The sequence below is a fragment of the Salinimicrobium sp. TIG7-5_MAKvit genome (genome assembly GCF_049569215.1).
GTDB classification, from domain to species: Bacteria; Bacteroidota; Bacteroidia; order Flavobacteriales; family Flavobacteriaceae; genus Salinimicrobium; species Salinimicrobium profundisediminis.
The window spans coordinates 3,327,430-3,343,710 of sequence record NZ_CP145903.1 but is presented as its reverse complement, the minus strand read 5'-3'; the positions used below and the strand labels follow the sequence as shown (position 1 = coordinate 3,343,710).

Annotated in this window: 10 protein-coding genes, 2 tRNA genes and 3 rRNA genes; 8 read left to right on the top strand and 7 right to left on the bottom strand. The window is 43.2% G+C overall.

Features of this window, described 5'->3' with window-relative positions:
* Positions 1 to 75 precede the first annotated feature (75 nt).
* From rlmD to V5739_RS15010, 3 genes are read left to right on the top strand one after another with little or no spacing between them, the layout of a single operon-like run.
* Entirely contained in the window at positions 76 to 1,488 is a 1,413-nt protein-coding gene (rlmD, locus tag V5739_RS15020; protein ID WP_423818840.1) for a 23S rRNA (uracil(1939)-C(5))-methyltransferase RlmD, read from the top strand.
* The gene (locus tag V5739_RS15015) at positions 1,485 to 1,973 is read left to right on the top strand and encodes a DUF6452 family protein (RefSeq protein WP_423818839.1); all 489 of its coding nucleotides are present in this window, start codon (positions 1,485 to 1,487) and stop codon (positions 1,971 to 1,973) included. Before rlmD ends, V5739_RS15015 begins: the two co-directional genes overlap by 4 nt.
* On the top strand, positions 1,939 to 2,634 hold the full coding sequence (locus tag V5739_RS15010; protein WP_423818838.1) for a DUF6048 family protein: 696 nt from the start codon (positions 1,939 to 1,941) through the stop codon (positions 2,632 to 2,634). The genes V5739_RS15015 and V5739_RS15010 overlap by 35 nt, the downstream gene beginning before the upstream one ends.
* Position 2,635: 1 nt before the next feature.
* Here the strand turns inward: V5739_RS15010 and V5739_RS15005 are convergent, their stop codons facing one another.
* Positions 2,636 to 3,796 carry a THUMP domain-containing class I SAM-dependent RNA methyltransferase gene (locus V5739_RS15005; RefSeq protein ID WP_423818837.1) on the bottom strand — a complete coding sequence of 387 codons (1,161 nt, stop codon included), beginning with the start codon at positions 3,794 to 3,796 and terminating at the stop codon, positions 2,636 to 2,638.
* A 45-nt stretch (positions 3,797 to 3,841) separates the two neighbouring features.
* Here V5739_RS15005 and V5739_RS15000 point away from each other — a divergent pair, with 45 nt between their 5' ends.
* The 3 genes from V5739_RS15000 to V5739_RS14990 are packed head-to-tail and all read left to right on the top strand — an operon-like array spanning position 3,842 to position 5,673.
* Positions 3,842 to 4,573, top strand: a complete 732-nt coding sequence (locus V5739_RS15000; protein ID WP_423818836.1) for a class I SAM-dependent methyltransferase — start codon at positions 3,842 to 3,844, stop codon at positions 4,571 to 4,573.
* Positions 4,573 to 5,241: a ZIP family metal transporter gene (locus V5739_RS14995; RefSeq protein WP_423818835.1), complete on the top strand. Its 669-nt coding sequence runs from the start codon at positions 4,573 to 4,575 to the stop codon at positions 5,239 to 5,241. Before V5739_RS15000 ends, V5739_RS14995 begins: the two co-directional genes overlap by 1 nt.
* Positions 5,242 to 5,244: 3 nt before the next feature.
* The gene (locus tag V5739_RS14990) at positions 5,245 to 5,673 is read left to right on the top strand and encodes a DUF4268 domain-containing protein (RefSeq protein WP_423818834.1); all 429 of its coding nucleotides are present in this window, start codon (positions 5,245 to 5,247) and stop codon (positions 5,671 to 5,673) included.
* A gap of 464 nt (positions 5,674 to 6,137) precedes the next feature.
* Here V5739_RS14990 and rrf read toward each other — a convergent pair.
* From rrf to V5739_RS14960, 6 genes are all read right to left on the bottom strand, one after another.
* Positions 6,138 to 6,246, bottom strand: a 5S ribosomal RNA gene (gene rrf, locus V5739_RS14985).
* Positions 6,247 to 6,424: 178 nt separating this feature from the next.
* Positions 6,425 to 9,258, bottom strand: a 23S ribosomal RNA gene (locus V5739_RS14980).
* 248 nt (positions 9,259 to 9,506) lie between these two features.
* Positions 9,507 to 9,583 (bottom strand) — tRNA-Ala (locus V5739_RS14975).
* Positions 9,584 to 9,740: 157 nt separating this feature from the next.
* Positions 9,741 to 9,814: transfer RNA gene (locus tag V5739_RS14970), tRNA-Ile, on the bottom strand.
* A gap of 196 nt (positions 9,815 to 10,010) precedes the next feature.
* Positions 10,011 to 11,532 (bottom strand): 16S ribosomal RNA (locus tag V5739_RS14965).
* Together the 16S, 23S and 5S rRNA genes with 2 tRNA genes alongside form the textbook arrangement of a ribosomal RNA operon.
* A 1,607-nt stretch (positions 11,533 to 13,139) precedes the next feature.
* Positions 13,140 to 13,832, bottom strand: coding sequence for a DUF4294 domain-containing protein (locus V5739_RS14960; RefSeq protein WP_370866507.1), 693 nt, complete (start codon positions 13,830 to 13,832; stop codon positions 13,140 to 13,142).
* Between the two features lie 103 nt (positions 13,833 to 13,935).
* Between V5739_RS14960 and V5739_RS14955 the strand changes: the two genes are divergently transcribed.
* Together V5739_RS14955 and V5739_RS14950 are read left to right on the top strand one after the other, a co-directional pair.
* Positions 13,936 to 15,024 carry a M42 family metallopeptidase gene (locus tag V5739_RS14955; RefSeq protein WP_423818833.1) on the top strand — a complete coding sequence of 363 codons (1,089 nt, stop codon included), beginning with the start codon at positions 13,936 to 13,938 and terminating at the stop codon, positions 15,022 to 15,024.
* Positions 15,025 to 15,147: 123 nt separating this feature from the next.
* Positions 15,148 to 16,242 carry a DNA topoisomerase IB gene (locus V5739_RS14950; RefSeq protein WP_423818832.1) on the top strand — a complete coding sequence of 365 codons (1,095 nt, stop codon included), beginning with the start codon at positions 15,148 to 15,150 and terminating at the stop codon, positions 16,240 to 16,242.
* The last annotated feature ends 39 nt before the right edge of the window (positions 16,243 to 16,281 follow it).

The following is a 16,281-nucleotide window of genomic DNA, read 5'->3' as shown; positions in this document are numbered from 1 at the left end:
GCAAATTACTAAATGTTTCCTGATTTTTTAAGGCCTGCGCCCAATAATTCTTGGCATTTATCCTATTTTTGCCACATGGCGAGAAAGAATAAAAACAAAGAATTTAAAAACCTCGAAGTCATTGATGCCGGGGCAAAAGGGAAAAGTATAGCCAAAGCCCCCGATGGCAAAGTGATATTTATTGGAAATGCAGTGCCCGGTGACGTGGTAGATGTGCAGACTACTAAAAAGAAACGCGCTTTTTACGAGGGTACAGCTACCAAAATACATGAATTTTCAGATAAACGGGTAGAGCCACCCTGCATACATTTTAGCGTTTGCGGGGGCTGCAAGTGGCAGTTCATGGGCTATGAACACCAGTTGTTTTATAAGCAAAAAGAAGTAACGAATAATCTTACCCGCCTTGGCAAAATTGAATTGCCCGAAGTCACTCCTATTCTGGGAAGTAAGGAAATTTATTTTTACCGCAATAAGATGGAGTTCTCTTTTAGTGACAGCCGCTGGTTAACACAGGAAGAAATTCAAAGCGGCAAAGATATTCAAGACCGAAATGCACTTGGTTTTCACATTCCGGGAATGTGGGACAAGATCCTCGATATTAAGGAGTGCCACCTTCAGCAGGCACCCAGCAATGGAATCAGGAATGGTATAAAACAATTTGCCATTAAAAATAATATTCCTTTTTTCAATACAAGAGATCAAAAAGGAATGCTGCGCACGTTGATGATAAGAACTTCTTCTACAGGAGAGATCATGGTGCTGCTTCAGTTCTTTGAAGACAATAAAGCGCAACGGGAATTACTTCTGAATTTTGTTGCTGAAGAATTTCCGGAGATAACTAGCCTTCAGTATGTGATCAATTCAAAAGGTAATGATACCATTTATGATCAGGAAGTGATTTGCTACAAAGGTCAGGATCACATTTTTGAAGAAATGGAAGGCCTGAAGTTTAAGATCAATGCAAAATCTTTTTATCAAACCAACTCGGCACAGGCTTACGAACTGTATAAAATTACGCGCGACTTTGCAGGTCTAACCGGAGATGAAGTGGTTTACGACCTGTACACCGGTACCGGAACAATTGCCCAATTTGTGGCTGCCAAAGCTAAAAAGGTTATAGGCGTAGAAGCAGTACCCGAGGCTATTGAAGACGCCAAACAAAATGCCAGAAACAACAACATCACGAATACCGAATTTTACGTTGGAGACATGAAAAAGGTGTTTACCAGTGAATTTGTGAAAATTCATGGGGAGCCCGATGTTCTCATTACCGATCCACCACGAGATGGAATGCACAAGGATGTGGTTGCGCAAATAATTGGTATCTTGCCACAAAGAATTGTGTATGTTAGTTGTAATTCGGCAACCCAGGCAAGAGATCTTGCGCTGCTAGACGAGCACTACAAAGTAACAAGAACACAGGCGGTTGACATGTTTCCACAAACGTTTCACGTAGAAAATGTTGTTTGTTTAGAACGAAGACAATGAACAGGTTCCAAAAATGGCTTTTTTTAGCAGGTTTTATTTTCCTCACCCTTGGGTGCCAGCGGGACGATATTTGTCCCGAAGGAACTGAGACCACTTCGCTACTGGTAATAGAATTTTATGATCCGCTTGACCCTACACGTTTAAAGGCAGTATCAAACCTAATGGTTCGCGCCAGTGGTAAGGAAGAAATTTTGATGGGGCCAACCACTGTAAATACTGTTAGCCTGCCACTTAGAACCGATGAAAACTTCACAGAATATATTTTCACTATCAATTCTGGCAGCGAGGAAGAAAATGCAGATACAGTAACTTTTACTTATTCTCCAGACCTTGAATATCTCAATCGCGCCTGTGGTTATAAAGTAAATTACAACAGCCTTGATGTTGCAATTCATGAAGATGAGAATAACTGGATACTTTCAGAAACTATTATACAAGAAAGCGTTGAAAATGAAACAGAGGCTCATATTTATTTTACTCACTAGTTTTTGGTTTCATTCTTCAGCAGTCTTTGCCCAGGAAGCGGTAACAGACACTGTTGATGTACGTGAAAAATATGGGCTGCGCGTCGGGATCGACCTATCTAAGCCCATCAAGATGCTTATTGAAGAGGATTATCAGGGCCTGGAGGTCAAAGCCGATTACAGGTTGTATGAAAACATATACCTGGCCGGAGAAATTGGAAATGAACAGAACGTGATTTCGCAGCCAAATGTGACGGCTTCTGCAAAAGGAAGCTACGTTAAACTTGGGGGAGATTACAATTTTTACCATAACTGGACCGGGATGCAAAACCTAATTTACGTCGGATTGCGTTACGGTTTCGCCTCATTTTCCACCGAACTGGAGGAATATTCCATATACGACCGGAATCCTTATTTTGAACCGGATATTAGAGCTGAAGGCCGAGAATTCAACAATCTTACTGCAGGATGGCTGGAAGTAAAATTAGGTACAAAAGTAGAAGTTTTGAACAACCTGTATCTTGGAGTGCATGTAGAGCTCAAGAAAAAGATCAATGAAACTAAACCCGGGAATTTTGACAATCTTTATATCCCTGGCTTTAACAGGACCTACGACGGGAGTAGCCTTGGCGTAGGTTACGGCTATTCTATTTCTTATTTAATACCTCTTTACAGGCAGTAGTCTAATTCTCCTGTTTTTTAGCTTTTTTGGAACCTTCGTAGATCTCGTATTTAAGCAGCTTTGATTCCAGGGCTCCATTAAATAATTTGATTTTGCGGGAAGGCCTTAAACCTACATGTTTAATAGCTTCAAGATTAGAAGTAATAAACCAGGCATGGGTGCCCGGATAACTCTGCTTAAGCGTGTCGCCAATAGATTTGTAGAATACAGGCATATCTATACTAAGACGTTCTCCATAAGGTGGATTGAACACCATATGCAAATATCTTTCTGTTTGCTTTTCAGTCTTGAAAAAATCTTCGTGTTCTACCGAAATAAATTCCGCAAGATTAGCATTATCAACATTATCTTTAGCTTTATGAACAGCTGAAGGTGCTTTGTCATAGCCTTTGATGGTGAAATGAAAATCCCGCATTTTCTTTAATACCGACTCCTGAATCTTTTCAAAAAGATCTTCATCCCAATCTTTCCACTTTTCAAAGCCAAATTCCTTTCTATTCAAATTGGGGGGAATATTACAGGCTATCATGGCAGCTTCTATAAGAATAGTACCACTACCACACATGGGGTCAATAAAATCACATTGCCCATCCCAGCCTGAATGTAAAAGCATTCCCGCTGCTAAAACTTCATTTATTGGCGCAATATTGGTAGACGATTTATAGCCACGTTTATGCAACGATTGTCCCGAACTATCGAGTGAAACTGTGCAACTATCTTTCTCTATGTGAATGTTGATGCGCAAGGAAGGGTAATCAAGGTCAATCCCGGGGCGTTCTCCGGTCCTGTCCCTAAATCTATCAACAATAGCATCTTTTGATTTAAGAGCTACATATTTAGAATGAGTGAATTTTTCGGAATGTACAGTAGCATCAATTGCCAGGGTCTGATTTGAATCCATGTATTTTTCCCACGCAATTTTGTTGACCTCATTGTAAAGGTCATCTTCAGAAAAAACCCTGAAGGTCGCAATTGGTTTCAGCACTTTTATAGCCGTACGCAGGGAAAGATTGGCTTTATACATGAAACCTTTGTCTCCATAAAATGAAACAGATCGTACTCCTTCCCGTACATCTATAGCTCCCAGGTTTCTCAATTCTTTGGCAAGTAATGGTTCAAAACCAAAAAGCGTTTTGGCAACCATTTGATAATTATTTCCCATTTGTTATTTTCTGTGAGAGACAAAAATACACTAATTTTGCAGGATATGGAATTAGCAGCAAATAGATGGTTTTCTTCGTGGTTTGACACTCCATACTACCATATTTTATATAAGAATCGGGGTGATGAAGAGGCACAGCAGTTCATGCAGAACCTCACTACCTTTTTAAAACTTCCCCAAGGGGCAAGTATACTAGACCTTGCCTGCGGTAAAGGAAGACATTCTGTTTATCTCAACAAGCTCGGGTTTGATGTTACTGGGGTAGATCTCTCTGTAAACAGCATTGCGTATGCCAAACAGTTTGAAAATGAAAATTTGCACTTTCAAACCCACTGCATGTGCAAGCCTATGAACCAACAGTATGATGCCGTTTTCAACCTATTTACCAGCCTTGGTTATTTTGAAGATGAAAAAGAAAACCGGGAGAGTATTTTATCTATAAAAAAGGAGCTCAAAGAAGGTGGCTGGGGAGTTATTGATTTTATGAACGTGGTTAAAGTGATTGATAACCTCGTGCCTTCGGAAGTAAAAACGGTGCAGGGAATTACTTTTAATATTACCCGAAAGGTTGAAAACGGATATATAGTTAAAGATATTGAATTTGAAGACGAAGGAGAAGAATATGCTTATTCAGAAAAGGTGAAAGCTTTTACTTTGGAAAATTTCCTTTACTACTTTGAAAAAGCCGGAATTGAACTGGTTCACACATTTGGGAACTACAACCTACAGCCATACGATAAAATTAAATCTGACCGATTAATACTTGTATTAAAATAATGCTGTATATACTGCCATTAATAGCGGTGGTAATAGGGTATTTAATTTCCCTATTTTTAAAACCGTCCTCCTCCACCGGCTTTCAGCTATTACTTTCTTTTAGCGGTGCTTTTCTCCTTTCGGTAACAGTATTCGAAATGTTACCCGAAGTCTACAGCTCCGGATTTGATAAGGTTGGATTGTTCATCATGGCCGGACTCCTCTTACAGATTTTCCTGGAATTTCTCTCTAAAGGTGTAGAACATGGGCACATGCACCATAGCGAAAATTCGGTGAAATTTCCTTACCTCTTACTCCTGAGTCTATCACTTCATGCCCTTCTTGAAGGTTTTCCATTGAATCAAAGCAGCGATTTACTTCATGGGGTAGTGATCCATAAGATTCCAGTCGCCGCAATACTGGCTGCTTTTTTATTCCATTCAAAAATAGCAAAATACAAAGCCTTTCTTTTTCTCGCGGTCTTCGGATTAATGACGCCACTGGGCAGCTGGATGCATGCGAATTTTATGATTTCTGAAGAATATTCGGCTTACATCAATGCAATGGTCATAGGGATTTTTCTTCACGTTTCTACAACCATACTCTTTGAAGCCTCAAAAAACCATAGTTTTAATGCTACAAAACTGGCTGTGGTCATTTCCGGAATTTTATTGGCTTATTTTCTATAGTATATGTACAGTCGTGCTGAAAGTAAAAAGATTCGCCAGGAATTCTGGACCAGCTTCGGAAAAAATCACCCCCGAAAGTGGCTTTTATACAACACCAGAATTAAAGACCTCTCTTTAAAATTCACCTTTACCCGCGATACTGCTGAAGTTTCTATAGATCTCGATGCTAATGATGAGATCATGAGACTTTACTATTTTGAGAAATTAGAAAGCCTGAAGGGGATTCTTAAAGATGAATTTTTACCTGAAGCAGTTTTTGACAAATCTTATCAGCTAGACGATGGGAAAATAATTTCCCGCATCTACGTCACACTACCCGGTGTTGATATCCACAATAAAAAAGACTGGCCAAAGGTTCAGTTATGGCTCTATAAAAATATGGATTCATTGGAGCGCTTTTTCCTTGAGTACAGGGATTTTATTGAGCAGTAGAAATCCGCGCCAACGGTTTCCAAAATAGTATTTTTTAGAAAATCTACCCTCCTCTCTTTATTGGGGTGGCCTCAGGGCATGCATATTTCCAGGAAGTTGTTGTGGAACCCGGCACGGATTGCAAATCCGCGCCAGCGGGGTGTGCTCATTTATCAACCCGCCACTTCTCTGAGGAGGGGTGGTTCGCCGGGAGGCGGAGACGAGGTGGTGCATGGGGACCGGGATGCTTGTTGGGTAAACTGCACGGATTACAAATCCGCGCCAGCCACATTTCGGAAGCGAGACCCTCCCCATCCGCCTGCGGCTGATTGCCCCTCCCTGGAAGGTAGGCGTGCTGAAATTTGTTTCCAGATTAAGCTTTTGTACTGCAATCCCCCTCCTCTCTGAGTAGGGGTGCCCACAGGCCTTGCTGATTTTAGGGCATAAAAAAACCCTTCATCAAATGAATGATGAAGGGTTTAAAAGAAAGGCGGCGACATACTCTCCCACAAATAGCAGTACCATCTGCGCTAACGGGCTTAACTTCTCTGTTCGGAATGGGAAGAGGTGAGCCCCGTTGCTATAACCACCTTAAATCGTTGAGTAGTAATGAGATTTTAGTAGTGAGTAGTGAGATAAAAAATCTCAATACTCAATTCTCAATACTAACATCTAATGAGTTGACATAGTTGGAAAATAATAATATAAGAAAACACTTTGAGCAGTATATTAAGCTTTAGGTTATCCTCCCCGGCCCTTGCAGGCCGGGAAGCGCACTAAGCTATACGGATTATTAGTATCACTCGGCTATGACATTACTGCCTTTACACCTGTGACCTATCAACGTGGTAGTCTCCCACGATCCTTTAAAGAAATCTCATCTTGTGGTGGGTTTCGCGCTTATATGCTTTCAGCGCTTATCCCTTCCCAACGTAGCTACCCAGCAGTGCTCCTGGCGGAACAACTGGTACACCAGAGGTTGGTCCAACTCGGTCCTCTCGTACTAGAGTCAGATCCACTCAAATTTCTAACGCCCACTGTAGATAGAGACCGAACTGTCTCACGACGTTCTGAACCCAGCTCGCGTGCCACTTTAATGGGCGAACAGCCCAACCCTTGGGACCTTCTCCAGCCCCAGGATGTGACGAGCCGACATCGAGGTGCCAAACCCCCCCGTCGATGTGAGCTCTTGGGGGAGATCAGCCTGTTATCCCCGGAGTACCTTTTATCCTTTGAGCGATGGCCCTTCCATGCGGAACCACCGGATCACTATGCTCTACTTTCGTACCTGATCGACCTGTATGTCTCTCAGTCAAGCTCCCTTATGCCATTGCACTCTACGCACGGTTACCAAGCGTGCTGAGGGAACCTTTAGAAGCCTCCGTTACTCTTTTGGAGGCGACCACCCCAGTCAAACTACCCACCAAGCACTGTCCTTCCAATGGAAGTTAGGCTTCAAACAAGTAAAGGGTGGTATTTCAACAATGACTCCACGATACCTGGCGATACCGCTTCAATGTCTCCCACCTATCCTACACATCACTTGTCCAAAGTCAATACTAAGCTATAGTAAAGGTTCACGGGGTCTTTTCGTCCCACAGCGGGTAATCGGCATCTTCACCGATACTACAATTTCACCGAGCTCATGGCTGAGACAGTGTCCAGATCGTTGCACCATTCGTGCAGGTCGGAACTTACCCGACAAGGAATTTCGCTACCTTAGGACCGTTATAGTTACGGCCGCCGTTTACTGGGGCTTCAATTCAATGCTTCGCCAAAGCTAACATCTCCTCTTAACCTTCCAGCACCGGGCAGGTGTCAGACCCTATACATCATCTTTCGATTTAGCAGAGTCCTGTGTTTTTGATAAACAGTCGCCTGGACCTTTTCACTGCGGCCCCACCGGAGTGGGGCGACCTTTCTCCCGAAGTTACAGGTCAATTTTGCCTAGTTCCTTAGCCATGAATCTCTCGAGCACCTTAGAATTCTCATCCCAACTACCTGTGTCGGTTTGCGGTACGGGCTGCTTTTGCTCGCTTTTCTTGGAAGTCGATATTCAGGATTATCACCGCCGCCGAAGCTTGGGTGTACTATCGGGGTGTTACCACTCCCTTCAACGCACTATTCCGTCAGTGCGCACCTAATTCTCGCCTCCGTCACTTTTAACGCAAAGCAGGTACCAGAATATTAACTGGTTGTCCATCGACTACCCCTTTCGGGTTCGCCTTAGGCCCCGACTAACCCTCAGCTGATTAGCATAGCTGAGGAAACCTTAGTCTTTCGGTGTGCGGGTTTCTCGCCCGCATTATCGTTACTTATGCCTACATTTTCTTTTGTAACCGCTCCAGCATACCTCGCAGTACACCTTCTACGCTGTTACAATGCTCCCCTACCACTCTATACTATTGTATAAAATCCATAGCTTCGGTAGTATGTTTATGCCCGATTATTATCCATGCCGAACCGCTCGACTAGTGAGCTGTTACGCACTCTTTAAATGAATGGCTGCTTCCAAGCCAACATCCTAGCTGTCTAAGCAGTTCAACCGCGTTTTTTCAACTTAACATACATTTGGGGACCTTAGCTGATGGTCTGGGTTCTTTCCCTCTCGGACATGGACCTTAGCACCCATGCCCTCACTGATTAACATCATTTTATAGCATTCGGAGTTTGTCAGGAATTGGTAGGCGGTGAAGCCCCCGCATCCAATCAGTAGCTCTACCTCTATAAAACTAATTAATCGCTGCACCTAAATGCATTTCGGGGAGTACGAGCTATTTCCGAGTTTGATTGGCCTTTCACCCCTACCCTCAGGTCATCCCAAGACTTTTCAACGTCAACGGGTTCGGTCCTCCACTATGTGTTACCACAGCTTCAACCTGCCCAAGGGTAGATCACACGGTTTCGCGTCTAACACTACCAACTAAAGCGCCCTATTCAGACTCGCTTTCGCTACGGCTCCAGGGCTTAACCCCTTAACCTCGCTGGCAACGTTAACTCGTAGGCTCATTATGCAAAAGGCACGCCGTCACCCCCTAAAGGGCTCCGACCGCTTGTAAGCGTATGGTTTCAGGATCTATTTCACTCCGTTATTCACGGTTCTTTTCACCTTTCCCTCACGGTACTGGTTCACTATCGGTCTCTCAGGAGTATTTAGCCTTAGCGGATGGTCCCGCCAAATTCATACAGGGTTTCTCGTGCCCCGCACTACTCAGGATACCACTATGGTTTATGTTCATTACTTATACCGGGCTATCACCGTCTATGGCCACTCTTTCCAAAGTGTTCTAATTCTGTTCACAACCAATGTCGTGGTCCTACAACCCCGGTAAGTCCGTAAACTTACCGGTTTGGGCTAATGCGCGTTCGCTCGCCACTACTAGCGCAATCACTATTGTTTTCTTCTCCTCCGGGTACTTAGATGTTTCAGTTCTCCGGGTTCGCCTCCTTGCGGATACTTAACCTTCAGTTAAGTGGGTTGCCCCATTCGGATATCTGCGGATCAACCTGTATGTGCCAGTCCCCGCAGCTTTTCGCAGCTTATCACGTCCTTCATCGCCTCTGAGAGCCTAGGCATTCCCCATACGCCCTTATTTAGCTTATGTGCTTTTACCTAATATGCTCTTTTAAAAGTTATGAGTTAAGAGTTCAGAATTATAAATAACTCCTATTCTTACTTCAACACTCCTATTTAATATAATTTGCTCTATCTATAATCTTACAACTATAGAAATTTTTATGTTTCTCGTATTCTTATTTTCCAATATGTCAATGAACGTTTTTCAAATGTTTAAGGTTTAATGTTTAAGGTCTAATGAGGTTAATCATTATTCCTTAAGCCTTAATCATTTAAATGGTGGAGAATATCGGAGTCGAACCGATGACCTCCTGCGTGCAAGGCAGGCGCTCTAGCCAGCTGAGCTAATCCCCCGTTTTTTTAGTTGGCAGTGATCAGTATTCAGTATTCAGTTCTCACTGTACTGCGTACTGCTTAACTGCGTACTGTAAACTGGTTGCCCAACTTCTAAAATTTCCTTTCAATAATTCTCAATGAACTTCGTACTTCGTATTTCTACCTTCGTACTTCGTAGTCTCAGGCAGACTCGAACTGCCGACCTCTACATTATCAGTGTAGCGCTCTAACCAGCTGAGCTATGAGACTGCAATTAGTAGTGAGTAGTTAGTATTTAGTAGTGAGATAGCTTTTCGCCTCATCTCAATACTCAATACTCATATCTCAATACTATATATTATTAAATTGACAGTGAATTAAGACCAAAAGAAGCTTATCACTTCATTTGTAAAAAGGCTCCTTATGTCGTAATTGCGTTTTGCCTTATAAGAGGCAAAATCTCTAGAAAGGAGGTGTTCCAGCCGCACCTTCCGGTACGGCTACCTTGTTACGACTTAGCCCCAGTTACCAGTTTTACCCTAGGCGGCTCCTTGCGGTGACCGACTTCAGGTACCCCCAGCTTCCATGGCTTGACGGGCGGTGTGTACAAGGCCCGGGAACGTATTCACCGCATCATGGCTGATATGCGATTACTAGCGATTCCAGCTTCACGGAGTCGAGTTGCAGACTCCGATCCGAACTGTGATAGGGTTTATAGATTCGCTCCTGGTCGCCCAGTGGCTGCTCTCTGTCCCTACCATTGTAGCACGTGTGTGGCCCAGGACGTAAGGGCCGTGATGATTTGACGTCATCCCCACCTTCCTCACGGTTTGCACCGGCAGTCTGATTAGAGTTCCCGACATTACTCGCTGGCAACTAACCACAGGGGTTGCGCTCGTTATAGGACTTAACCTGACACCTCACGGCACGAGCTGACGACAACCATGCAGCACCTTGTAACTTGCCCGAAGGAAAAGGTGTTTCCACCCCTGTCAAGCTACATTTAAGCCCTGGTAAGGTTCCTCGCGTATCATCGAATTAAACCACATGCTCCACCGCTTGTGCGGGCCCCCGTCAATTCCTTTGAGTTTCATTCTTGCGAACGTACTCCCCAGGTGGGTTACTTATCACTTTCGCTTAGCCACTCAGCTCTCAATCGAGCCAAACAGCTAGTAACCATCGTTTACGGCGTAGACTACCAGGGTATCTAATCCTGTTCGCTACCTACGCTTTCGTCCATCAGCGTCAGTAAATTATTAGTGATCTGCCTTCGCAATCGGTATTCTATGTAATATCTATGCATTTCACCGCTACACTACATATTCTAACCACTTCATAATTACTCAAGGTATGCAGTATCAATGGCAGTTCTACAGTTGAGCTGCAGACTTTCACCACTGACTTACAAACCCGCCTACGGACCCTTTAAACCCAATGATTCCGGATAACGCTTGGATCCTCCGTATTACCGCGGCTGCTGGCACGGAGTTAGCCGATCCTTATTCATACGGTACCGTCAAGCCCCTTCACGAAGGGGTGTTTCTTCCCGTATAAAAGCAGTTTACAACCCATAGGGCAGTCTTCCTGCACGCGGCATGGCTGGATCAGGCTCTCGCCCATTGTCCAATATTCCTCACTGCTGCCTCCCGTAGGAGTCTGGTCCGTGTCTCAGTACCAGTGTGGGGGATCTCCCTCTCAGGACCCCTACCTATCGTAGCCATGGTAAGCCGTTACCTTACCATCTAGCTAATAGGACGCATACTCATCTTTTACCGCCGAAGCTTTAATTATCAAACGATGCCATTTAATAATACCATGGGATATTAATCCGGGTTTCCCCGGGCTATGCCCCTGTAAAAGGTAGATTGTATACGCGTTACGCACCCGTGCGCCGGTCGCCACCATCCGAAGACGTGCTGCCCCTCGACTTGCATGTGTTAAGCCTGCCGCTAGCGTTCATCCTGAGCCAGGATCAAACTCTTCATCGTTAAATCTTATATACTTTAACAACTACTAAAGGAATTCCTCTTCTTCATCCCGTTTAACCGGGAATCAAAGCTCAAAACGTTCTTCTAGTCTTAATTCTTATTTGCATTTGTTGCTAATTAAAGCAACATACGCGCTGTCAATTCAATATGTCAATGAACTCAAACCCCTCCGCCTTCGGCACCTCCCCTTTATAAGGGGAGAATCATTCCGTATTACTGGAAGGATCGTCTTGTTGAAATCAAAGGAGTCGAACCTTATTCTATCTCACCCAACCCGGGATTTCGTTTCAGCATGTTTTTATGAACTTTCGCTCTCTCTCAAAGCGGATGCAAATGTACAACCTTTTTTGAAACTGACAATAAAAAAATTTTATTTTTTTTCAGCCACTCTCGAAGCTAATCCCGTAAAAGCGGATGCAAACTTACAACCTTTATTACTTAACTTCAAAATGTTTTTTAGAGAACTTTTTCAACCCTAAAAGAACACTTACCGTGCCTCTCAAAGCGGATGCAAAGATAAAAGCAATTTCCTTTACAATCCAAGATAAAATTCAAAAAAATTTCAGAGAACTTATTCGCTTTAAAGGCTTGCTACATATAGGCTCAGACACCGTCTCTCCTACCCCCGTCACTCCCTCTCAAAGCGGCTGCAAATATACAACTGAATTCTAATCCCACAAGCCTCCAACAAAAATATTTTAAGGTTTTTTTGACAATTTTATAAACCCCAAAACTAAGGTGCTGAAAATGACATTTTTGAAGAGAGATTTTTTCTACACTTTTTTATCCTGAAATTGAAAGTAGAGGATGTATGGTTACAAGGATGGGCATTTTTCGATGGTGCGACCCCGCCGGGGTCGTGTGGGGCGTGATCTCTTGGTTATAAATATTGCCCCCCCTTCAGGGGTCACAGTTCCCTCCACTCCTGTTATAGTCATCCAATCCCTTTTCGGGATTGGGGGTACATGATATGTCTTATATATAATATGTAGATCAATTACCAGCAGGAGGTGCAATTTTGTGAAAGTACTACTATTATATGGCTCCTTCGGACCCTGAGACATACCTTATGAGATAAGAGGTGCCGAAAATGGCATTTTTGAGAGGTGACATTCACAAAGGTGCGACCCCTTCGGGGTCGGGATCATCACGGTATCCAGGTTAAAAACATGTGACCCCTTCAGGGACGTGGTTTGTAACCTGTTCCTGTAATTAAAGTAATAAGACCCATTGTGTCTTGGGCTCGTGACCTATTACGTTACAAAGACCTGTTAGGGTTTAACCATCCGGATCCAAAGGATCGGTATTTGTATTATTCTTCAGCAGGGATGACCCCGAAGGGGTCAAATGTTTATAGCTGATAAACGAAATATCCATCGAATTGCATTAATAGGAATCAAAACAAACAATCCAATCCGATTATTTCAATGCCAATCGAAAACGAAAAACCCCAATCCCATTACATTATTATGAATCGAAGACGTGTACCCGCGTTAGGGATAGCAGCGGAAATCCTTTTTGCAAGGCACGAGCAAAAAGATTGGAGCGGATAGCCCGACCCGCATGAGCGGTAGCGAAGGCGGGGAACGCCCAAATGATTAAAATTATCAGGATTTGCGGTCTCCTTTTGCAGCAGGGGAAGACCATTTATCTGTAAGTTCGAGGAAATTATAGTCGAGCGCAGAGGGTTGTCTTTCTAGCTGTCTTCCCTGAAAGGCCCTTTGTAAAATATCTTCTATATAATAGTCTTCCTGATTTTTTGCTGGATCGAATTCTTCTTTCAGCGAAATATCAAAGAAACTGGCTGTGGTATTGTACCAAAAAGCCCGCCAGCCACTCTTGAGATCTTTAACAAGATCAAAAGCCGTAATCCCGGTTTGCCTATGAATCAATTTTACAAGGATCTGTCCCTCGGTGCGGGTCAATTTCTTTAATTCGGCCGAGAATTGATTTTCAATATAATTCTGGACTATTTTTGTGTAGCGTTTTTGATCACGCCTGGATTTTATTTGATCAAGCCTGCTATTAAGCTCTACCAAACGCTCTGAAGCCAGTTTGGCATAAGGGTAAACTTTTATCGTCTTACGGCGAAGAATAAGATATTTACGTCTTTCAAGATCATTATCAAACTTAAGCCTGCTCAAAATAAGTACCTCGCCCAGGTCTATATGTGAACGTGCAATGGTATCTCCCTCAATGATGTAATATTCATATTCCACACTGTCCTGCACGGGCTCTTTAACCTGAGCAAATGCAGCGGCCGGGATCAAACAGAGAAAAATGAATAAAATCTGCTTCAAAATATTCGTTTTCAACATGGGAGCTAAAATCATTCCAAAATTACATTATCTATAAATTGTCAGCTCTTCAAATCTTCCTAAATTCGTGCAAAAGAATAAAATAATGAGTCAGGAAAAAATTCTTACTGAAAAGTCGATAGATTTCTTAGAAAAATATTTAAATAACGCAGCGCCTACAGGCTACGAATGGGAAGGCCAAAAGCTGTGGATGAATTACATAGAACCTTATGTTGATGAGTTCATTACAGATACTTACGGTACCGCCGTGGGAGTGATAAACCCCAAAGCAAAATATAAGGTAGTAATAGAAGGTCACGCCGATGAGATCTCGTGGTATGTGAACTATATAACCGACGACGGACTTATCTACGTGATTCGTAATGGCGGCAGTGATCATCAAATCGCCGCTTCCAAAAGGGTAAACATTCACACCAAAAATGGTATTGTAAAAGGGGTTTTTGGATGGCCAGCTATCCATACCCGCGATAAGGAGAAGGAACAGGCTCCAAAACTTGACAATATTTCTATAGATGTTGGCTGCTCTTCTAAAGAGGAAGTGGAAGCCCTGGGCGTTCACGTGGGCTGTGTGATCACCTACCCCGATGAGTTTTTTATTCTGAATAAGGACAAATTTGTTTGCCGTGCTCTCGACAACCGCATTGGAGGTTTTATGATTGCTGAAGTTGCCCGTCTGCTGAAGGAGAATAAGAAGAAATTACCTTTCGGACTTTACATTACAAATTCGGTACAGGAAGAAATTGGCCTAAGAGGTGCCGAAATGATCACCCAGCGCATTAAACCTAATGTTGCCATAGTGACCGATGTTACGCACGACACCACTACCCCCATGATCGAGAAAAAGACCAACGGCCTTACCAAAATTGGAGATGGCCCGGTAATCTCGTATGCACCGGCCGTTCAAAACAAACTGCGCAATCTTCTCATCCAAACTGCTGAAGACAAACAGATCCCTTTCCAACGTATGGCTTCTTCAAGAATGACAGGGACAGATACTGATGCATTTGCCTACAGCAACGGCGGTGTGGCATCGGCTTTGATCTCCCTTCCCCTACGCTACATGCACACCACTGTTGAAATGGTGCACCGCGATGATGTTGAAAACGTTATCAAATTGATCTATGAAAGTTTATTGCAACTAAAGGATGGGGATACCTTTAGCTACTTTGAATAAATAGCATCCAAAAATGCCATTTTTGAGCCTCCTTTTTTTAGGAGGCTTTATTTTTTCTGAAGTTTTCACATTTCTTTACATAGAAGAGATATCGATGAAAACTATATTTAGGAAAAAAAATTCATGGTGCTTTCTTCAGATGAAGTAAATTCACTCATCTCTAACCCAGACCTGGCCGCCGAAAAGGCAAATCTTCAATATACTTCTGAAGACGACCTGTGCATAGAACGCCGCAAAAGAGGAAAAGGATATCAATACCTGCACGAGGGAGAGCCTGTAAAAGATGAAGAGGCCCTGGCAAGGATCAAAAAACTGGTAATCCCACCAGCGTGGGAAAAAGTGCGAATCTGCCCCCACTCCAACGGGCACTTACAGGTCGTGGGGCTGGATGCCAAGCAACGCAAGCAGTACATGTACCACCCCGACTGGACAAAGCTTAGAAATCTCACCAAGTTTTACAAAATGATCTCCTTCGGAAAAGTTTTACCTGAAATTCGGGCGCAGGTAGACAAAGACCTTGACAAAAAGGGCATGCCGCAGGAGAAAGTGCTGGCCCTGATTATAAGGCTCATGGAGGAAACCCACATTCGCATTGGTAATGAGACTTACGCCAAACAAAACAAATCTTACGGACTTTCCACACTTAGAAGTCGGCATGTAAAGATCTCAAAAGGGGAAATGCAATTCAACTTTTTTGGGAAACACGGCATTGAAAATACGGTATCGGTACGCGATAAGAAGCTCATTAAGCTGGTGAACCAATGTGAGGAAATTCCGGGTTGGGAGGTCTTCAAATATATTGGGGAAGACGGAAAAAAGCACAGCATTGATAGCGGGATGGTCAACGAGTACATACAGGATTTGAGCGGCGCACTTTTTTCGGCTAAAGATTTCAGGACCTGGAGCGCTACTAAGATATTTTTTGAGAAACTTCGGGAAATAGGTTTTACTGAAGAAGAAAAGCAGAATAAAAAGAACATTCTTGAAGCTTATGATGCCGCCGCCGAAGCTTTGAACAATACGCGTAGCGTATGCCGCAGTTATTACGTACACCCACACGTGGTCAAGCTTTATGAAACCGGGGATATTGTTACTTATTTCAAAAAGGTGGAAAGAAAACGCACTTCCAAACCTAATCTTTCACAGACTGAAGAAGTACTTCTTGAATTACTCAAAGATTTTGAAATAGAACTGGAAGAAAAAGAAGCTATATCTTAATTTGCCTTTCATTTTCTGCTGAAAAAAATCCTTCTGAAA